Origin of the sequence: Pseudomonas sp. UYIF39 (genome assembly GCF_029963765.1) — a bacterium.
GTDB lineage: Bacteria > Pseudomonadota > Gammaproteobacteria > Pseudomonadales > Pseudomonadaceae > Aquipseudomonas.
Genome location: NZ_JALBYU010000007.1, coordinates 196,362 through 215,483 on the forward strand (window position 1 = coordinate 196,362; position 19,122 = coordinate 215,483).

18 protein-coding genes are annotated in these 19,122 nt (G+C 58.0%); 15 read left to right on the forward strand and 3 right to left on the reverse strand.

All coding sequences use genetic code 11. The annotated features are described in order from the left end of the window. Positions 1–49 precede the first annotated feature (49 nt). The 3 genes from aat to infA all read left to right on the forward strand — a co-directional run bounded on the left by aat (position 50) and on the right by infA (position 1,825). On the forward strand, positions 50–730 hold the full coding sequence (gene aat, locus MO767_RS12125) for a leucyl/phenylalanyl-tRNA--protein transferase (RefSeq protein ID WP_282480690.1): 681 nt from the start codon (positions 50–52) through the stop codon (positions 728–730). Positions 731–787: 57 nt separating this feature from the next. Continuing rightward, the gene (locus MO767_RS12130; RefSeq protein WP_111448957.1) at positions 788–1,495 is read left to right on the forward strand and encodes an arginyltransferase; all 708 of its coding nucleotides are present in this window, start codon (positions 788–790) and stop codon (positions 1,493–1,495) included. Positions 1,496–1,606: 111 nt separating this feature from the next. Then, positions 1,607–1,825 carry a translation initiation factor IF-1 gene (gene infA, locus MO767_RS12135; RefSeq protein WP_002553999.1) on the forward strand — a complete coding sequence of 73 codons (219 nt, stop codon included), beginning with the start codon at positions 1,607–1,609 and terminating at the stop codon, positions 1,823–1,825. Between the two features lie 155 nt (positions 1,826–1,980). Here the strand turns inward: infA and clpA are convergent, their stop codons facing one another. Further along, positions 1,981–4,251 carry an ATP-dependent Clp protease ATP-binding subunit ClpA gene (clpA, locus tag MO767_RS12140; RefSeq protein WP_282480691.1) on the reverse strand — a complete coding sequence of 757 codons (2,271 nt, stop codon included), beginning with the start codon at positions 4,249–4,251 and terminating at the stop codon, positions 1,981–1,983. A gap of 30 nt (positions 4,252–4,281) precedes the next feature. Further along, positions 4,282–4,665 carry an ATP-dependent Clp protease adapter ClpS gene (gene clpS, locus MO767_RS12145; RefSeq protein ID WP_020799529.1) on the reverse strand — a complete coding sequence of 128 codons (384 nt, stop codon included), beginning with the start codon at positions 4,663–4,665 and terminating at the stop codon, positions 4,282–4,284. Positions 4,666–4,884: 219 nt separating this feature from the next. Between clpS and MO767_RS12150 the strand changes: the two genes are divergently transcribed. Beyond that, complete coding sequence (locus MO767_RS12150) at positions 4,885–5,184, forward strand: cold shock domain-containing protein (protein WP_282480692.1); 300 nt, start codon at positions 4,885–4,887, stop codon at positions 5,182–5,184. Positions 5,185–5,245: 61 nt separating this feature from the next. Here the strand turns inward: MO767_RS12150 and icd are convergent, their stop codons facing one another. After that, positions 5,246–6,502: an NADP-dependent isocitrate dehydrogenase gene (gene icd / locus MO767_RS12155; RefSeq protein WP_010458895.1), complete on the reverse strand. Its 1,257-nt coding sequence runs from the start codon at positions 6,500–6,502 to the stop codon at positions 5,246–5,248. Positions 6,503–6,998: 496 nt separating this feature from the next. On the opposite strand from icd, the gene MO767_RS12160 reads away from it, so the two are divergent. From MO767_RS12160 to MO767_RS12210, 11 genes are all read left to right on the forward strand, one after another. Further along, a complete protein-coding gene (locus tag MO767_RS12160; RefSeq protein WP_282480693.1) occupies positions 6,999–9,224 on the forward strand; it encodes an NADP-dependent isocitrate dehydrogenase in 2,226 nt (741 codons plus the stop codon). 75 nt (positions 9,225–9,299) lie between these two features. Continuing rightward, positions 9,300–9,746 carry an NUDIX hydrolase gene (locus MO767_RS12165; protein ID WP_282480694.1) on the forward strand — a complete coding sequence of 149 codons (447 nt, stop codon included), beginning with the start codon at positions 9,300–9,302 and terminating at the stop codon, positions 9,744–9,746. A 59-nt stretch (positions 9,747–9,805) separates the two neighbouring features. Further along, positions 9,806–10,951 (forward strand): tRNA 2-thiouridine(34) synthase MnmA, encoded by a 1,146-nt coding sequence (mnmA, locus tag MO767_RS12170; RefSeq protein ID WP_282480695.1) that lies wholly within the window; start codon positions 9,806–9,808, stop codon positions 10,949–10,951. Next, entirely contained in the window at positions 10,948–11,571 is a 624-nt protein-coding gene (hflD, locus tag MO767_RS12175) for a high frequency lysogenization protein HflD (protein WP_282480696.1), read from the forward strand. Before mnmA ends, hflD begins: the two co-directional genes overlap by 4 nt. A gap of 126 nt (positions 11,572–11,697) precedes the next feature. Next, a complete protein-coding gene (gene purB, locus MO767_RS12180; protein WP_008146027.1) occupies positions 11,698–13,068 on the forward strand; it encodes an adenylosuccinate lyase in 1,371 nt (456 codons plus the stop codon). 86 nt (positions 13,069–13,154) lie between these two features. Then, positions 13,155–14,324 carry a cupin domain-containing protein gene (locus MO767_RS12185; RefSeq protein ID WP_282480697.1) on the forward strand — a complete coding sequence of 390 codons (1,170 nt, stop codon included), beginning with the start codon at positions 13,155–13,157 and terminating at the stop codon, positions 14,322–14,324. Further along, positions 14,317–14,742, forward strand: coding sequence for a GNAT family N-acetyltransferase (locus tag MO767_RS12190; protein WP_282480698.1), 426 nt, complete (start codon positions 14,317–14,319; stop codon positions 14,740–14,742). Before MO767_RS12185 ends, MO767_RS12190 begins: the two co-directional genes overlap by 8 nt. Positions 14,743–14,905: 163 nt before the next feature. Continuing rightward, a complete protein-coding gene (locus MO767_RS12195) occupies positions 14,906–15,667 on the forward strand; it encodes a secretin N-terminal domain-containing protein (protein WP_282480699.1) in 762 nt (253 codons plus the stop codon). A gap of 473 nt (positions 15,668–16,140) precedes the next feature. Beyond that, a complete protein-coding gene (aceA, locus tag MO767_RS12200; RefSeq protein ID WP_008032724.1) occupies positions 16,141–17,466 on the forward strand; it encodes an isocitrate lyase in 1,326 nt (441 codons plus the stop codon). A gap of 540 nt (positions 17,467–18,006) precedes the next feature. After that, positions 18,007–18,420 (forward strand): NADH-quinone oxidoreductase subunit A, encoded by a 414-nt coding sequence (locus MO767_RS12205; RefSeq protein WP_003223812.1) that lies wholly within the window; start codon positions 18,007–18,009, stop codon positions 18,418–18,420. Between the two features lie 10 nt (positions 18,421–18,430). After that, the gene (locus MO767_RS12210) at positions 18,431–19,105 is read left to right on the forward strand and encodes an NADH-quinone oxidoreductase subunit B (protein ID WP_008146035.1); all 675 of its coding nucleotides are present in this window, start codon (positions 18,431–18,433) and stop codon (positions 19,103–19,105) included. The last annotated feature ends 17 nt before the right edge of the window (positions 19,106–19,122 follow it).

Sequence of the window (19,122 nt, forward strand, 5' to 3'; positions counted from 1 at the left end):
TGGGCCCACCCGCCCACCACTGCCCTCCCCTTCTGCAAGCCCGGATGCCATGCTGACTTGGTTACAACGCAATACCCTGACCTTCCCGCCCCTGGAAAAAGCCATGCGCGATCCCAACGGGCTGTTGGCCGCGGGCGGGGATCTGTCCGCCGATCGTCTGATTCAGGCCTATCGCCACGGCTGTTTTCCGTGGTTCTCGGAAGGCCAGCCAATTCTCTGGTGGTCGCCGGATCCACGCACCGTACTGTTTCCCGACGAACTGCATGTCTCGCGCAGCCTGAACAAGCTGCTGCGCCAGCAACGCTATCAAGTGACCTTTGATCAGGATTTTGCCGCGGTCATCCGCGCCTGCGCCGCACCTCGGGATTACGCCGATGGCACCTGGATCACAGAAGCCATGCAGACCGCATACCTCGAGCTGCACAGGCGTGGCTACGCCCATTCAGTGGAAGTCTGGGACCAGGGCGAACTCGTTGGCGGGCTCTATGGCCTGGCGATGGGTCAGCTGTTTTTCGGCGAGTCCATGTTCAGCCGCGCCGACAACGCCTCGAAATATGGCTTTGCCACACTGGTCCGACATCTGAAAGACTCAGGCTTTGTGCTGATCGACTGCCAGATGCCGACCGACCATCTGCACAGCCTCGGCGCCCGAGCGATTCCTCGCAGCGAGTTTGCCGGTTACCTTGCGCAGCATCTGGACCAGCCCAGCAGCGCCAGCTGGGTTTGCTGAGCGACTTTTGCGCCAGTGGCTTACACTTAATTCAAAAGCTTATCCCGAGGGTTGATCATGACCGAGTTGGCGCGTTTGAAGTTCTATGCCACTCAGCCCCACTCTTGCAGTTATCTGCCCGAGGAGCAGGCCACGACCTTGTTCCTCGACCCTAGTCAGCCCATGGATGTGCATGTCTATGCAGACCTGTCTGAAATGGGTTTCCGTCGTAGCGGCGATCATCTTTACCGGCCTCATTGCCAGAATTGCAATGCGTGCGTACCGGCGCGTATCCCTGTGGCGCAATTTTCGCCCAACCGCCAGCAGAAACGCATCTTCAAACGCAACGTCGACCTCCAGGTGCGCCCAGCCAGGCCGCAATTCAGCGAAGAGTATTTCGACCTTTATCAGCGGTATATCGAACAACGTCACGCCGATGGCGATATGTACCCGCCGAGTCGCGATCAGTTTGCGACGTTCCTGGTACGTGACCTGCCGTTTTCCCGATTCTACGAATTCCGCCTCGAAGGACGACTGGTGGCGGTGGCCGTCACCGACTTGCTGCCGAACGGTTTGTCGGCCGTTTACACCTTCTACGAGCCCGCTGAAGAACGCCGTAGCCTGGGGCGCTATGCGATTCTCTGGCAAATCGCCGAGGCTCAACGCCTGGGGCTGGAAGCCGTCTATCTGGGCTATTGGATCAAAAACTGCAAAAAGATGAGTTACAAGACTCAATATCGCCCTATCGAACTGCTGATTAATCAGCGCTGGGTCATTCTGAACTAGAGCAAGCCGTAAACCCCTTGGCTTAAACCCCATTTTTCGGGCACAATGCACGCCGCTTTTGCCTGGCGCAGTTGCACCGGGCCATTCATTGGACACCGAGGGCTTTACTGCATGTCGAAAGAAGACAGCTTCGAAATGGAAGGCACTGTCGTCGACACCCTGCCCAACACCATGTTTCGTGTGGAGTTGGAAAATGGGCACGTCGTAACCGCGCATATCTCCGGCAAGATGCGCAAGAACTACATTCGTATTCTTACCGGCGACAAAGTGCGCGTCGAGCTGACGCCCTATGACTTGAGCAAAGGACGCATCACTTACCGCGCTCGCTAATCAAGTCAATACAAAACGCCCGGTTTATGCCGGGCGTTTTTGTTTGCCTGGGATTTGATGCCCCAAACTTTTGGAGCCTGCACGGGGGACGGGGTACAAATGGCAGACAGCAAAAAGGCGCCTTTCGACGCCTTTTGGCTTTGTCGCGGTAAACGTCAGGCCATTTCAGCCGTGGTCTCGAAGTCGAAGGTCAGCTCGCCGTCCTTGAGATCGATGTGAACCACACCACCATGGTCGGCCAGTTCGCCAAACAGGATTTCTTCCGCCAGCGGACGCTTGATCTTGTCCTGAATCAAACGCGCCATTGGTCGAGCACCCATTGCCGTGTCGTAGCCACCCGCTGCCAGCCAGCTGCGCGCCGCGTCCGTCACTTCCAGCTGCACGCGCTTGTCTTCCAGCTGCGCCTGAAGCTCGGTAAGGAACTTGTCCACCACGCTTTTGATGACCTCATGGCTGAGGCGACCAAACTGGATAATGGTGTCCAGACGGTTGCGGAACTCCGGCGTGAAGCTCTTCTTGATCACTTCCATCGCATCGGACGAGTGGTCCTGATAGGTGAAACCGATCGAAGCGCGAGCTGCCGTTTCGGCGCCAGCGTTGGTCGTCATGATGACGATCACGTTACGGAAATCCGCCTTGCGCCCGTTGTTATCGGTCAGCGTACCGTGGTCCATCACCTGCAGCAGCAGGTTGAAGACTTCCGGATGCGCCTTCTCGATTTCATCGAGCAACAGCACGCAGTGAGGCTGCTTGGTGATGGCTTCGGTCAGCAGACCGCCCTGATCGAACCCGACATAGCCTGGAGGCGCACCGATCAGACGAGATACGGTGTGGCGCTCCATGTACTCGGACATGTCGAAACGAACCAGTTCGATGCCCAACGCCTTGGCCAACTGACGCGCCGCCTCGGTTTTACCGACACCGGTAGGCCCTGCGAACAGGAACGAACCGACAGGCTTGTCAGGCGACTTGAGGCCGGCACGGGACAGTTTGATCGCGGTCGACAGCGAGTCGATTGCGGCATCCTGGCCAAATACTGTCAGCTTCAGGTCACGCTCAAGGTTACGCAGCAGCTCTTTGTCGGAGCTGGTGACGTGCTTAGGCGGAATCCGCGCGATTTTCGCGACGATGTCCTCGACCTGAGGCACTTCGATGCGTTTCACGCGCTTCTCGATTGGCTGCAGGCGCTGGTAGGCACCCGCTTCGTCGATGACGTCGATGGCCTTGTCCGGCATGTGCCGGTCATTGATGTAGCGCGAGGCCAGCTCAGCCGCCGCACGCAGGGCTTCATCGCTGTATTCGATGCCGTGGTGCGTTTCGAAACGCCCTTTCAGGCCGCGCAGGATGCTGATGGTGTCTTCCACCGACGGCTCCGACACATCGACCTTCTGGAAGCGCCGTGCCAGCGCACGGTCCTTCTCGAAGATCCCGCGGAATTCCTGGAACGTGGTCGAGCCGATGCAACGGATATCACCCGACGACAGCAGCGGCTTGAGCAGGTTCGATGCATCCATGACGCCACCGGACGCGGCACCCGCACCAATGATGGTGTGGATTTCGTCGATGAACAGGATCGCCTGCGGACGTTTTTTCAGCTCATTGAGCAACGCCTTGAAGCGCTTCTCGAAATCACCGCGGTATTTGGTTCCGGCCAGCAAGGCTCCCAGATCGAGGGAATACACCACGCTGTTGGCCAGCAGGTCCGGTACCTGATTGTCGACAATGCGTTTGGCCAGGCCTTCGGCAATCGCGGTTTTACCCACGCCCGCCTCGCCCACCAGCAGCGGATTGTTTTTGCGACGACGCGCCAGGATCTGCGCAACGCGCTCGACTTCCAGCTCACGGCCTACCAATGGATCGATTCGACCCTGGCGCGCGAGTTCGTTGAGGTTGCTGGCATAAGCATCCAGAGGATTGCCTGAAGAAGAAGACTCACCGCCCTCGTCGTCCTGCATATCTTGTTCACCTTCAGAGTGATCGCCATGCCCCGGCACTTTGGAAATGCCGTGTGCGATGTAGTTGACGACATCGATGCGCGCAACGCTCTGCTGTTTCAGCAGGAACACTGCCTGACTCTCTTGCTCACTGAAGATCGCGACCAGTACGTTGGCGCCAGTCACTTCGCGCTTGCCCGAGCTCTGTACGTGAAAGACAGCACGTTGCAGAACACGCTGGAAGCCCAGGGTTGGCTGGGTCTCACGATCCTCGTCATGAACGGGGATCAATGGCGTGGTGGAGTCGATGAACTCCTGCAGATCGTGCTTGAGTTTGTCGAGGTTTGCGCCGCAGGCACGCAAAACGGTGGCGGCAGCCTCATTGTCCAATAGGGCCAGCAGGAGGTGTTCGACGGTCATGAATTCATGACGTTTCGATCGAGCCTCCTTGAAGGCAAGATTGAGGGTGACTTCGAGCTCGCGGTTTAACATAGCTTCACCTCATACCCAAGTGGTCGGCGATTAACCGTCCTTCTCGATTTCACAGAGTAGCGGATGCTGGCTTTCCCTGGCGTACTGGTTGACCTGCATGGCCTTAGTCTCGGCGATGTCGCGGGTAAACACTCCACATACTGCCCGTCCTTCTGTGTGGACGGCCAGCATGACCTTGGTCGCCAGCTCGCGATTCAGGTTAAAAAACACCTCGAGCACTTCGACGACGAAATCCATCGGTGTGTAGTCATCATTGAACAAAACCACCTTGTACATCGGCGGCGCCTGTAAAGCAGGCTTGGCCTCCTGAACAGCAATGCCTGCGGAATCGTCGTCGTGTTCCTCCGGGCGATCCTTTTGGAGAGTCGGGCGATCCTGATTGAATGTTAGTCGAATCTGGCTGATTGCATGCATGGAAAGAAAGGTTCGTCAGTTGTGCGAATACAGTGGTGGGGGCGGCCATCGTCGATTTCAACTCCGGCTGCCTGGTCGCCTTGACTATCGGCAAAACGGTGTTACAACCAATAGAGCCCACAGTGGGTAAAAAAGGTCCGCGGAGTCAATCTTATTTATGAGAACCGACTGCGGATGTACTGGATGATACTCCAGTGATGGAGTCTGTTGCAGAGGGATATGGGTATGTCAGGTGTCAAGGTCAGCGGCAAGGTCAAATGGTTCAACAATGCCAAGGGATTCGGTTTCATTAACACCGACGCCAGAGAAGGTCGCGACGAAAAAGATCATCTTATTGATTTCTTTGCCCACTATTCGGCCATTGAAATGGGCGGATACAGGACCCTCAAGGCCGGACAAGCCGTAAACTTCGAGATCGTCCAGGGACCCAAAGGGTTACATGCGGTGAAGATTACGTCTGCTGCTATCGAGAAGGAACAGACCGCACCTACCACCCAACAGGAAACGGTGTCGAGCTGACGCACCCCTCATTCAGTCATAAAAAAACCGCCTGAAGGCGGTTTTTTTAATGCCTATTCGCTTACATATGCGAAATAAGCGCATCACCGAACGCAGACGAAGACAGCAGTTTCGCGCCCTCCATCAAACGGTGGAAGTCATAGGTCACGGTCTTGGCGGAGATTGCGCCGTTGGTGCCCTTGATGATCAGATCAGCCGCTTCGGTCCAGCCCATGTGGCGCAGCATCATCTCTGCGGACAGAATCAGGGAGCCCGGGTTGACCTGGTCCTTGCCAGCGTACTTCGGCGCCGTACCGTGGGTCGCTTCGAACATCGCAATGGTGTCAGACAGGTTGGCACCCGGAGCGATACCGATACCGCCCACTTCGGCCGCCAGGGCATCGGAGAGGTAGTCACCGTTCAGGTTCAGGGTCGCGATCACATCGTATTCGGCCGGGCGCAGCAGGATCTGCTGGAGCATGGCGTCGGCGATGGCGTCTTTGACGATAACGTTCTTGCCGGTTTTCGGGTTTTTGAACTGCATCCATGGACCGCCATCGAGCAGGGTCGCGCCGAACTCTTCAGCCGCCACTTCGTAGGCCCACTCCTTGAAGGCACCTTCGGTGAACTTCATGATGTTGCCTTTGTGCACGATGGTCAGCGAGTCGCGATCGTTGTCGACTACATACTGCAGCGCTTTTCGCGCCAGACGCTTGGTGCCTTGCAGCGAAACCGGCTTGATGCCTATACCGCAGTTTTCGTCGAAACGGATCTTGGTGACGCCCATTTCATCTTTAAGGAACTTGATGACCTTGGTCGCTTCCGGCGAACCGGCTTTCCATTCGATACCGGCGTAGATGTCTTCCGAGTTCTCACGGAAGATCGTCATGTCGACGTCGCCTGGCTTCTTGACCGGGCTAGGCACGCCTTCGAACCAGCGCACAGGGCGCAGGCACACATAAAGGTCGAGTTGCTGACGCAGGGCCACGTTCAGGGAACGGATGCCGCCACCGACCGGGGTGGTCAGAGGTCCCTTGATGGAAACCACGTAATCCTTGACCGCGTCCAGGGTTTCCTGAGGTAGCCAGGTGTCCTGATCGTAAACCTGAGTCGCTTTCTCCCCGGCGTAGACTTCCATCCAGGAAATTTTGCGTTCGCCGCCGTAAGCCTTCTTAACAGCAGCATCGACAACCTTGATCATGACCGGGCTGATATCAACGCCAATACCATCACCTTCGATGAAGGGGATGATCGGGTTGTTAGGAACATTGAGAGAATGGTCCGCGTTGACGGTGATTTTGTCGCCGACTGCTGGAACCTGAATCTTCTTGTATCCCATGCTGAACTCCATTGTTTGGATTGAACATCTGGCTTCGTTCGAGCGTACCCCAGTTAAATCGGCACGCAAACCCTATGTTCCAACCATCTGCCGCAAAGCTGCACAGTTCGCGGCGTACAAGCCTGAAAGCAAAGGGAAAAGCGCCAAACTCAAGCACGGTGCAAGACTCTACGCCCCACTCGCCCCTGCGACCTTTAGACCAATGGACGACAATCGTTGCATATGAACCATCGGCAGATTGCCAGCTACCTATGTATAATGCGGCCCGCTGACCACAGAGTCACGACGGCCGACCTCTCTACTACGAGACTTTGGGCCCGAAAAAGCAGGACTGTTACCGCAGTCCAACCGCTTGACGCTCGACTGATGCACCCAACATCACCGCGAAGAAATCTCGACATTCGGCTCATGGATGACTTTGAACGAACGCGCTTACCCGGCGCCCCTCGAGTTTTTCTGCGCACGCTTTAGCAAAGAAGAGAGAGTTAATCCGAATATGCCCACCCGCTCGAAGATCATCTATACCTTCACCGACGAAGCTCCCGCCCTCGCCACCTATTCACTGTTGCCTATCGTAGAGGCCTTCACCGCCTCCGCTGATATCGCCGTGGAAACCCGCGATATCTCTCTTGCAGGGCGCATCCTGGCCAGCTTCCCCGAGCAACTGGGCGACAAAGCCGTAGCCGACCACCTCGCCGAACTGGGCGACCTGGCCGTTACGCCTGAAGCCAACATCATCAAATTGCCGAACATCAGCGCCTCGGTTCCGCAACTGCAAGCCGCGATCAAGGAACTGCAAGCCCAGGGCTTCGCACTGCCTGATTACCCGGAGACCGTGACCAGCGACGCCGACAAGCTCGCCAAGTCGCGTTACGACAAGATCAAGGGCAGCGCCGTGAACCCGGTTCTGCGCGAAGGCAACTCCGATCGTCGTGCACCGCTGTCGGTCAAGAACTACGCGCGCAAGCACCCGCACAAAATGGGCGCCTGGGCTGCGGATTCCAAGTCCCACGTTGCGCACATGAGCACCGGCGATTTCTACGGCAGCGAAAAAGCTGCCCTGATCGACGCCGCTGACGCCGTCAAAATCGAACTGATCGCTCAAGATGGCACCACCACCGTCCTGAAAGAAAAAACCACCGTGCAAGCCGGTGAGATCCTCGATTGCGCGGTACTGAGCAAAAACGCCCTGCGCAGCTTCATCGCGGCCGAGATCGAAGACGCCAAGCAAAAAGGCGTGTTGCTGTCGGTTCACTTGAAAGCCACCATGATGAAGGTCTCCGACCCGATCATGTTCGGCCAGATCGTTGCCGAGTTCTATAAAGACGCACTGGCAAAGCACGCTGACGTGCTGGCGCAGATCGGCTTCAACCTGAACAACGGCATCGGCGATCTGTACGCTCGCATCAAGGCTTTGCCGGCCGAGCAACAAGCGCAGATCGAAGCGGACATCCAGGCGGTCTACGCCGTTCGTCCGTCGTTGGCCATGGTCAACTCCGACAAAGGCATCACCAACCTGCACGTGCCGAGCGACGTTATCGTCGACGCCTCGATGCCAGCGATGATCCGTGACTCCGGCAAAATGTGGGGCACCGACGGTCAACTGCACGACACCAAGGCTGTGATCCCGGATCGCTGCTACGCCACCATCTACCAGGCGGTGATCGAAGACTGCAAGCTGCACGGCGCTTTCGATCCAACCACCATGGGCAGCGTGCCAAACGTTGGCCTGATGGCGAAAAAAGCCGAAGAGTACGGCTCTCACGACAAGACTTTCCAGATCAAGGCCAACGGCGTAGTTCGGGTTTCCGACGGCGCTGGCCGCATGCTGCTAGAACAGTCGGTTGAAGCCGGCGACATCTTCCGCATGTGCCAGACCAAAGACGCGCCGATCCAGGACTGGGTCAAACTGGCCGTCAACCGTGCTCGCGCAAGCGCAACTCCAGCGATCTTCTGGCTGGACCCAATGCGTGCCCACGACGGTGTAGTGATCGAGAAAGTTCAGGCTTACCTGAAGGATCACGACACCTCCGGCCTGGACATCCGCATCATGTCGCCAGTCGACGCGATGGCGTTCACCCTGGGCCGCACTCGCGAAGGCAAGGACACCATCTCGGTGACCGGCAACGTACTGCGCGACTACCTGACTGACCTGTTCCCGATTATGGAACTGGGCACCAGCGCCAAGATGCTGTCGATCGTTCCGCTGATGAACGGCGGCGGTCTGTTCGAAACCGGCGCCGGCGGCTCGGCACCGAAACACGTTCAGCAACTGCTGGAAGAGAACTTCCTGCGCTGGGACTCCCTGGGCGAGTTCCTGGCCCTGGCCGCTTCCCTTGAGCACCTGGGTGTGACATACAACAACCCTAAAGCGCTGGTGCTGGCCAAGACTCTGGATCAGGCCACCGGCCAGTTCCTGGACAACAACAAGTCGCCATCGCGCAAAGTCGGCAACATCGACAACCGCGGCAGCCACTTCTACCTGGCGCTGTACTGGGCTCAAGCCCTGGCTGCCCAGACCGAAGACACTGCACTGCAAGCGCAGTTCGGCGAACTGGCCAAGACCCTGACCGAGAACGAAGCAACCATCGTTGCCGAGCTCAACGCCGTTCAGGGCAAGCCAGTGGACATCGGCGGTTACTACCACGCCAATACCGATCTGATCAGCAAGGCCATGCGCCCGAGCAACACCTTCAACGCCGCGATCGCTGCGCTGGTTTAAGGTTGTAAGGATGCAAAGAAACCCCGGCCCTGTGCCGGGGTTTCTGTTTCTGCCCCTCAACAGGAGGTTTTAATTATGGATTGGCTACCCCACATCACCGTCGCCACCATCGTCGAAGACAACAGCCGCTTCCTGATGGTCGAAGAATCCAAGGGCGGACGAACGGTGCTCAACCAACCCGCCGGTCATCTGGACCCGGACGAAACCCTGATCGAGGCCGCCGTGCGCGAGACACTCGAGGAAACCGGCTGGGACGTCGAGCCGACCGGCGTGGTGGGCATTTACCTCTACACTGCCCCGAGCAACGGCGTGACTTATCAGCGGGTCTGCTTCACCGCAAAACCGCTCAAACATCACCCCGACTATCAGCTGGACGACGGCATCGTTGGCGCAAAATGGCTGACGCGCGACGAACTGCTGGCACAGCGCGCAAACTGGCGCAGCGAGCTGATCATCCGCTGTATTGATGATTATCTGGACGGCAAACTCTTCGGCCTCGAACTGATCCGCCCTTCTCTTTAGCCTTGCGGGCTTCGGCCTGTTAGAATCGCGTCCTTTTTCAAGACACTCATTGAATCCCTATGCGTGATCCAGCCCCTTCTGACACACAAAAGAAGCGCGTCATTGTCGGCATGTCCGGCGGCGTGGACTCTTCCGTTTCCGCTCTCCTGCTGATCGAGCAGGGTTATGAGGTGGAAGGCCTGTTCATGAAGAACTGGGAAGAAGACGATGGAACGGAATACTGCACCGCCATGGATGACCTGGCGGACGCTCAGGCCGTGTGCGACAAGATTGGCATCAAGCTGCACACCGCCAACTTCGCCGCCGAGTACTGGGACAACGTGTTCGAGCACTTCCTGGCCGAATACAAGGCCGGTCGCACGCCGAACCCGGACATCCTGTGCAACCGCGAGATCAAGTTCAAGGCGTTCCTCGACTACGCCATGATGCTTGGCGCGGACCTGATCGCCACCGGTCACTACGTGCGTCGCCGCGACATCGATGGCCGTACCGAGCTGCTCAAGGGTCTGGACCCGAACAAGGACCAGAGTTACTTCCTGCACGCCGTCGGCGGCGAACAGATCGCCAAGACCCTGTTCCCGGTCGGCGAGCTGGAAAAACCCGAAGTCCGCGCGATTGCCGAGAAACACGAACTCGCCACCGCGAAGAAAAAGGATTCCACCGGAATCTGCTTTATTGGCGAACGTCGCTTCAGCGACTTCCTCAAACAATACCTGCCGGCCCAGCCAGGCGAGATCAAGACCACCGAAGGTGAAGTCATCGGCCGTCACCACGGCTTGATGTATCACACCATCGGCCAGCGTCAGGGCCTCGGCATCGGCGGCTTGAAAGACGCCAGTGACGAGCCATGGTACGTGCTGATCAAAGACCTGGAACACAACGAATTGATCGTTGGCCAGGGCAATGACCACCCGTACCTGTTCTCCCGCGCCCTGCTCGCTTCGGACATCTATTGGGTCAACCCGATCGACTTGACCGAGCCACGCAAACTGACGGCCAAAGTCCGCTATCGCCAAAGCGACCAGCCATGCACGCTGGAAAAAACCGCCAACGGCTACCGCGCGACCTTCGATGACCCGCAACGCGCAGTCACCCCAGGCCAGTCCGTGGTGTTCTATGACGGCGAAATCTGCCTCGGCGGCGGCGTGATCGAAATTGCAGAACCGTGGACGAGCAAAGGCACTTCTACAGGCCAGCAGCAATGAGCCCTACTCAGGAGCAACTGACGGCACTGGGCGGCGTGTTCCTCGCCGCCGTGCTGGTCGACAAGATTGCCAAAACCGGCCAGACCGCCGAAGCCGGCCTGACGTGCATGCTTGGTAGCCTGCTGATTCGCGACCCCAAGGACACCCTGGAAGTCTATGGCGGCGACGACATCAATCTGCGTGAAGGTTACCGCGCATTGATCGGCGCCCTGGAGCGTGACCCAAGCACCCTTCAGCGCGAGCCACTGCGCTATGCGCTGGCGATGCTCGGGCTGGAGCGCCAGTTGGCCAAACGCAACGACATGCTGGAGGTGATCGGCAAGCGCTTGCCGCAGATTCAGTCCCAGGTCGAGCACTTCGGCCCGGCTCACGAAAACGTCATCGCAGCGTGCGGCGCCCTGTATCAGGACACCCTGAGCACCTTGCGCCAACGCATTCAGGTCCATGGCGACATGCGCAACCTTCAGCAACCAAGCAACGCTTCGAAAATCCGCGCCCTGTTGCTGGCCGGAATTCGTTCGGCACGTCTGTGGCGGCAGTTGGGCGGTCATCGCTGGCAGTTGGTGATCAGCCGTCGCAAGTTGCTGAAAGAGCTTTACCCGCTGATGCACAGCAACTGAACCGCACCCGCAGGACCTTTTGTAATTTGTAACGCGTAAGACGCTGGTCAGTTGGCAACGGACCGGCGGATTTTTTCATGTATGATACGCGCCCCATTTCGTTGCCCGACTGTCCGAGAACACCCCATGCAGCTTTCTTCGCTCACTGCGGTTTCCCCTGTTGACGGCCGCTACGCCGGCAAAACCCAGGCCCTGCGCCCAATTTTCAGCGAATACGGCCTGATCCGTGCTCGCGTTCTGGTTGAAGTGCGCTGGCTCCAGCGCCTGGCCGCTCACCCTGGTATCAGCGAAGTGCCGGCGTTCTCCGCCGAAGCCAACGCCGTGCTGAACACCCTGGCGGAAAACTTCGCTCTGGAGCACGCCGAGCGTGTCAAAGAGATCGAGCGCACCACCAACCACGACGTCAAAGCCATCGAATACCTGCTCAAAGAGCAAGCGGCCAAGCTGCCGGAACTGGCCGCTGTCAGCGAATTCATCCACTTTGCCTGCACCAGCGAGGACATCAACAACCTGTCCCACGCCCTGATGCTGCGTGAAGGCCGTGATGACGTGATGCTGCCGCTGATGCGCCAGACCTGCGACGCCATCCGCGAACTGGCCATCCGTTTCGCCGACGTACCGATGCTGTCGCGCACCCACGGTCAACCGGCTTCGCCGACCACCCTGGGCAAAGAGCTGGCGAACGTGGTTTACCGCCTGGAGCGTCAAATCGCTCAAGTCGCAGCCGTTCCGCTGCTGGGCAAGATCAACGGCGCTGTCGGCAACTACAACGCTCACCTGTCGGCCTATCCTGAGATCGACTGGGAAGAGAACGCCCGCGCCTTCATCGAAGACGAGCTGGGCCTGGGCTTCAACCCGTACACCACGCAGATCGAACCGCACGACTACATCGCCGAGCTGTTCGACGCGATCGCGCGCTTCAACACCATCCTGATCGACTTCGACCGCGACATCTGGGGCTACATCTCCCTGGGCTATTTCAAGCAGCGCACCATCGCTGGTGAAATCGGTTCGTCGACCATGCCGCACAAGGTCAACCCGATCGACTTCGAGAACTCCGAAGGCAACCTGGGTATCGCCAACGCACTGTTCCAGCACTTGGCGAGCAAGCTACCAATTTCCCGCTGGCAGCGCGACCTGACCGACTCCACCGTCCTGCGCAACCTCGGTGTCGGCTTCGCCCACAGCGTGATCGCGTACGAAGCCAGCCTCAAAGGCATCAGCAAACTCGAGCTCAACGCTCAAAAAATCGCTGCTGACCTGGACGCTTGCTGGGAAGTATTGGCCGAGCCAATCCAGACCGTGATGCGTCGCTACAACATCGAAAACCCATACGAAAAACTGAAAGAGTTGACCCGTGGCAAGGGCATCAGCCCTGAAGCACTGCAAACTTTCATCGACGGTCTGGACATGCCAGCGGCGGCCAAGGCCGAGCTGAAACTGCTCACCCCGGCGAACTACATCGGTAACGCTGTAGAGCAAGCCAAACGCATCTGATCGACCGCTTTACCCTTTTGAGACGCCCGGCAGCGCCGGGCGTTTTTATTCCCGTCTGAAAAGTGCATTTTTTCAATAGGTTACACATGAATCCTGATATTCCTCTTCAACTTTTGGGCGGCATCACGGCGCGCGAATTCCTGCGCGACTACTGGCAGAAAAAACCGCTGCTGATCCGCCAGGCGATCCCTGATTTCGAAAGCCCGATCGATCCTGACGAACTGGCCGGACTGGCGCTGGAAGAAGAAGTTGAATCGCGCCTGGTGATCGAGCACGGCGAGCGTCCATGGGAATTGCGCCGCGGCCCGTTCGCCGAAGACGAATTCAGCAAACTGCCGGAAACCGAGTGGACCCTGCTGGTTCAAGCAGTCGACCAGTTCGTGCCAGAAGTCGGCGAACTGCTGGAGAACTTCCGCTTCCTGCCGAGCTGGCGCGTTGACGATGTGATGATCAGCTTCGCTGCCCCGGGCGGTAGCGTCGGCCCGCACTTCGATAACTACGATGTGTTCCTGCTGCAAGGTCACGGCAAGCGCAACTGGAAAATCGGCCAGATGTGCGATTCCGAGAGCAAGCTGCTGCCACACGCGGACCTGCGCATCCTCGCCGAATTCGAAGCCACCGATGAGTGGGTTCTGGAGCCGGGTGACATGCTCTACCTGCCGCCGCGCCTGGCCCATTGCGGCGTCGCGATTGACGACTGCATGACCTACTCGGTCGGCTTCCGCGCCCCGAGCGCCTCTGAAGTGCTGACTCACTTCACCGACTTCCTCAGCCAGTTCCTGACTGACGAAGAGCGCTACACCGATGCCGACGCACTGCCTGCCGTTGATCCACACCAGATTCAGCACGACGCCCTTGATCGCCTGAAAGCTTTGCTGGCCGAGCACATGAGCGACGAGCGCCTGCTGCTGACCTGGTTCGGCCAGTACATGACCGAGCCGCGCTACCCAGAATTGGTCGTCGGCCCGGAAGAAATCGAAGAAGAAGACTTTCTCGCGAGCCTGGAACAAGGCGCCGTGCTGATCCGCAACCCGAGCGCACGCATGGCCTGGTCCGAAGTCGATGACGACCTGCTGCTGTTCGCCAGCGGCCAGAGCCGTTACCTGCCGGGCAAACTGCGCGAACTGCTGAAGCTGATCTGCGCCGCCGACGCCCTGCACACCGACAACCTCGGTGACTGGCTGAGCGACGAAGACGGCCGCGGCCTGCTGTGCGAGCTGGTCAAGCAGGGCAGTCTGGGGTTTGCTGATGAATAAAATCCACGTTCGTGTCGCAGACTGGCAAAAGGACAACGCCGAGATCCGGCGCATTCGTGAGACGGTGTTCATTGCCGAGCAATGCGTTCCACCTGAGTTGGAATGGGATGCCGATGACGCAACGGCGGTGCATTTCCTGGCCTTCGAAGGCGACTTTCCGATTGGCACCGCCCGCCTGCTGCCCGATGGGCATGTTGGCCGGGTCTCGGTACTGAAGGACTGGCGCGGCCTGAAAGTCGGCGATGCGCTGATGCAAGCGGTCATCGGTGAAGCCGAAAAGCGCGGGCTGAAGCAGCAAATGCTTAGCGCGCAAGTGCAAGCCACGGCGTTCTATGAGCGCCTGGGCTTCAGCCTGGTCAGCGAGGAATTCCTGGAAGCAGGCATTCCGCATGTGGACATGGTGCGGCACTCCGCTTGAGGCTTTGAGGTGAGAGGGCAAGCCCCCATCACCACAGGGAACACCACAAAACGCCCCGCCGTCTTCGGATGCCGGGGCGTTTTGCTGTCTACGATTCAACTTGCCCCACGCCGGGCCGACAAACTGGCAATATCAACACTTCAAGATGTCGGAGATAACGGATATGTCCCTACGCACCCTGCTCACCACGCTGCTGATGAGCTGCAGTTTTTCGGTCATGGCCGCCACCGAGATTGTGCCGCTGAACTACCGCACCAGCGATGACATGCTGCCGATGGCGCAGAATTTCATCGGCAAGGACGGCCAGGTCAGCGCCTACGGAAATCAACTGATCATCAATGCCGATCAGCGCAAGATCGAAGAACTTAAGGCCCTGATCTCCCAACTCGACGTCGCCGCCAAGCGCCTGCTGATCACTGTCGACACCAACGAAAACAACTTGCAGGGCGATCAGGGCTACTCGGTAAATGGTGCGAAACCGAGCCAGACTCGCATCATCAACCGCAGCACCGACAGCCGTGACGGCGGGATTCAGCAGATCCAGGCCAGCGAAGGGGCGCCGGCACTGATCCAGGTCGGCCAGAGCGTTCCGCTCACCAGCGCTCAGACCGATTCCTACGGCGATTTGCGAAGCCAGACCGAATACCGCAACGTCACTCAGGGTTTCTACGTGACGGCCAGCGTCACCGGCGACATCGTTCACCTGGCGATCAGCACCAATCGTGACCGTATGAGCCAGGAACGTCCCGATGTAGTGAATGTGCAAAGTACCGACACAACTGTCACGGGACGACTGGGTGAATGGATCACCCTGGCCGGCGTGAACCGCCAGACTCAGGCCGACAAACAGGGCCAGACCCGCAGCTACTCGACCCAGGGCCGCGATGACATGACCCTGCGGGTGAAAGTCGATACTTTGGACTAAACCACCGAAAACTGACTGATTAGTCGTATTAGACCAAAGATGTAGTGCTTGAAAAAAAGCACTACAAAACGTTTGACGATACAAAAAAGCAAAGGCATGATGGCCTCGCTCCCGCTAATCAGGGGTCCTGGCAAGGGCCTTCGAGGCGCCGTTCGCAACTACCCCGCGAGCCGCTTCGTGTCTGTACCACCTACAAGGTGTGTTTGACGAGGTTGCCGACTGGAACGAAGTTGTCCCGAGGGACGGAAGCGTAATTAGGTAACCCGGCTACACACTGAAGTTCGCACCAAGGCCCACGACGCCCGAATGCGCTCGCCAGTTCGCCCTTACCTGCTCACTCCCCCTCGAGCCCATCGTTCATCCCGTCGCCATCCCCGCCGAATCCGACTTGACCACCTAAGCTTCTGGTCAGCGAGCATGAATTTTCCACCGCAGTACAACTTTCCGTAAAAGACGCGACGAGGTTTATCTCCATGGCACTGACACGCGAACAGCAAATTGCAGCCCTCGAAAAAGATTGGGCTGAAAACCCACGCTGGAAAGGCGTGACACGCGCTTACTCCGCTGCTGACGTCGTCCGCCTGCGTGGCTCGGTTCAACCTGAGCACACCTTTGCAAAATTGGGCGCCGAGAAGCTTTGGAACCTGGTGACCCAGGGCGCCAAACCGTCCTTCCGTCCTGAGAAAGATTTCGTCAACTGCATGGGCGCCCTGACCGGCGGCCAGGCTGTACAGCAAGTCAAAGCCGGTATCCAGGCGATCTACCTGTCGGGCTGGCAAGTCGCTGCGGACAACAACTCCGCCGAATCGATGTACCCGGACCAGTCGCTGTACCCGGTGGATTCGGTTCCAACCGTGGTCAAGCGCATCAACAACTCGTTCCGTCGTGCTGACCAGATCCAGTGGAAAGCCGGTAAAGGCCCGGGCGACGAAGGCTACATCGACTACTTCGCTCCAATCGTGGCGGACGCTGAAGCCGGTTTCGGCGGCGTACTGAACGCTTACGAGCTGATGAAGAGCATGATCGAAGCAGGCGCCGCCGGCGTTCACTTCGAAGACCAACTGGCTTCCGTGAAAAAATGCGGCCACATGGGCGGCAAGGTACTGGTTCCTACCCAGGAAGCTGTACAGAAGCTGACCGCCGCTCGTCTGGCGGCTGACGTTGCCGGTACTCCGACCATCATTCTGGCTCGTACCGACGCTAACGCAGCCGACCTGCTGACTTCCGATTGCGACCCGTACGACCAGCCATTCGTGACTGGCGAACGTACCCAGGAAGGCTTCTACAAAGTGCGCGCCGGGCTCGACCAGGCCATCGCTCGCGGCCTGGCTTACGCTCCGTACGCCGACCTGATCTGGTGCGAAACCGCCAAGCCAGACCTGGACGAAGCTCGTCGCTTCGCTGAAGCGATCAAAAAGGAATACCCGGACCAACTGCTGTCGTACAACTGCTCGCCTTCCTTCAACTGGAAGAAAAATCTGGACGACGCGACCATCGCCAAGTTCCAGCGCGAACTGTCTGCCATGGGTTACAAGCACCAGTTCATCACCCTGGCCGGCATTCACAACATGTGGCACAGCATGTTCAACCTGGCGCACGACTACGCCCGTAACGACATGACTGCCTACGTGAAGCTGCAAGAGCAAGAGTTCGCTGACGCTGCCAAGGGTTACACCTTCGTGGCTCACCAGCAGGAAGTGGGCACCGGCTACTTCGACGACATGACCACTGTGATTCAAGGTGGCTCGTCTTCGGTGACCGCGCTGACCGGTTCGACTGAAGAAGAACAGTTCCACTGATCTGATTCACCTGAGCAAACGGCCGTTGCGGACCGAATAGAAAGCTAACCGCAACGCCGCACATCTGACGCCCCGACTGGTTCGGGGCGTTTTTTTTACCCGCGACTTCACACGTTCGCTCACACACAACCCGCCCAAAATCATTGATCCTGAGCAGTTTCTCGATCAGGAAAAGAAGGTAAAACGACCCTGCTCGCTACTAGTTGTTACGCACCTGTAAGACAACTTCCCGACTCTCACCCTGTTAAACAGTTTAAAAACCATCGCAAACAATACTGATTATCATTTATCTGCAACTATGTTCGTTACATTCCCTACAAAACATAATTGATGAAATGCCGGCTAATGCCCGAACCGCATGGGCTACAGGGTTTTGGAGGTGCGCTATGTCCTTATTCCTATAAATAATTTCGCTATAGGAATTTTACTTGCAGGGTGTTGTGCCATAAAATCAGCGGGATTGATTGCTGCGACATATCGTCACTGCGTTGTTTCTTTTTCAAGCTCAGAGACCTTTGCTCTCTGTTAAGGATTTCCAGCATGCCCGAAGCGACAGGACTCATGGCCCACAACTGGGGCTTTGCCATTTTCCTTCTGGGCGTTGTCGGCCTCTGCGCCTTCATGCTCGGTGTCTCCAGCCTCCTCGGGTCAAAAGCCTGGGGCCGCAGCAAAAACGAACCGTTCGAATCCGGCATGCTGCCTACAGGTGGCGCCCGCTTGCGGCTCTCAGCCAAATTCTATCTGGTCGCGATGCTCTTCGTGATCTTCGATATCGAAGCCCTCTTTCTCTTTGCCTGGTCTGTGTCCGTCCGCGAAAGCGGCTGGACCGGATTCGTCGAAGCTCTCGTTTTCATAGCAATTCTGTTGGCAGGTCTTGTCTACCTGTTCCGAGTGGGCGCCCTTGACTGGGCTCCGGAAGCTCGTCGCAAGCGGCAGGCGAAGCTGAAACAATGAGGCTTTGGCAATGCAATACAATCTCACCAGGATCGACCCCGATGCTCCTAACGAGCAGTATCCGATTGGCGAACGGGAAACCGTTTCCGATCCGTTAGAAGATCAAGTCCACAAAAACATTTTCATGGGCAAGCTCGAAGACGTGCTTAACGGCACGATCAACTGGGGGCGCAAGAACTCCCTGTGGCCGTACAACTTCGGTCTTTCGTGCTGCTACGTGGAAATGACCACCGCCTTCACGGCGCCCCACGACATCGCGCGCTTTGGCGCCGAGGTTATCCGGGCATCGCCGCGCCAGGCGGATTTCATGGTTATCGCCGGTACCTGCTTCATCAAGATGGCGCCGATCATTCAGCGTCTCTACGAGCAAATGCTCGAACCTAAATGGGTTATCTCCATGGGTTCGTGCGCCAACTCCGGTGGCATGTACGACATCTACTCTGTCGTTCAAGGGGTGGACAAGTTCCTGCCCGTGGACGTCTACGTGCCTGGCTGCCCGCCCCGCCCTGAAGCTTTTCTGCAAGGCTTGATGCTCTTGCAAGAGTCGATTGGACAGGAGCGTCGTCCGCTTTCCTGGGTCGTCGGCGATCAAGGCGTGTACCGCGCCGAGATGCCTTCGCAAAAGGAACAGCGCCGCGAACAGCGAATCGCAGTCACCAACCTGCGCAGCCCCGACGAAGTCTGATCCAGATCTGCCTCTTT

Coding starts and splice junctions, on each gene's coding strand:
- aat (WP_282480690.1), top strand. CDS start 50: ATGCTGACTTGGTTACAACGCAATACCCTGACCTTCCCGCCCCTGGAA.
- MO767_RS12130 (WP_111448957.1), top strand. CDS start 788: ATGACCGAGTTGGCGCGTTTGAAGTTCTATGCCACTCAGCCCCACTCT.
- infA (WP_002553999.1), top strand. CDS start 1,607: ATGTCGAAAGAAGACAGCTTCGAAATGGAAGGCACTGTCGTCGACACC.
- clpA (WP_282480691.1), bottom strand. CDS start 4,251: ATGTTAAACCGCGAGCTCGAAGTCACCCTCAATCTTGCCTTCAAGGAG.
- clpS (WP_020799529.1), bottom strand. CDS start 4,665: ATGCATGCAATCAGCCAGATTCGACTAACATTCAATCAGGATCGCCCG.
- MO767_RS12150 (WP_282480692.1), top strand. CDS start 4,885: ATGGGTATGTCAGGTGTCAAGGTCAGCGGCAAGGTCAAATGGTTCAAC.
- icd (WP_010458895.1), bottom strand. CDS start 6,502: ATGGGATACAAGAAGATTCAGGTTCCAGCAGTCGGCGACAAAATCACC.
- MO767_RS12160 (WP_282480693.1), top strand. CDS start 6,999: ATGCCCACCCGCTCGAAGATCATCTATACCTTCACCGACGAAGCTCCC.
- MO767_RS12165 (WP_282480694.1), top strand. CDS start 9,300: ATGGATTGGCTACCCCACATCACCGTCGCCACCATCGTCGAAGACAAC.
- mnmA (WP_282480695.1), top strand. CDS start 9,806: ATGCGTGATCCAGCCCCTTCTGACACACAAAAGAAGCGCGTCATTGTC.
- hflD (WP_282480696.1), top strand. CDS start 10,948: ATGAGCCCTACTCAGGAGCAACTGACGGCACTGGGCGGCGTGTTCCTC.
- purB (WP_008146027.1), top strand. CDS start 11,698: ATGCAGCTTTCTTCGCTCACTGCGGTTTCCCCTGTTGACGGCCGCTAC.
- MO767_RS12185 (WP_282480697.1), top strand. CDS start 13,155: ATGAATCCTGATATTCCTCTTCAACTTTTGGGCGGCATCACGGCGCGC.
- MO767_RS12190 (WP_282480698.1), top strand. CDS start 14,317: ATGAATAAAATCCACGTTCGTGTCGCAGACTGGCAAAAGGACAACGCC.
- MO767_RS12195 (WP_282480699.1), top strand. CDS start 14,906: ATGTCCCTACGCACCCTGCTCACCACGCTGCTGATGAGCTGCAGTTTT.
- aceA (WP_008032724.1), top strand. CDS start 16,141: ATGGCACTGACACGCGAACAGCAAATTGCAGCCCTCGAAAAAGATTGG.
- MO767_RS12205 (WP_003223812.1), top strand. CDS start 18,007: ATGCCCGAAGCGACAGGACTCATGGCCCACAACTGGGGCTTTGCCATT.
- MO767_RS12210 (WP_008146035.1), top strand. CDS start 18,431: ATGCAATACAATCTCACCAGGATCGACCCCGATGCTCCTAACGAGCAG.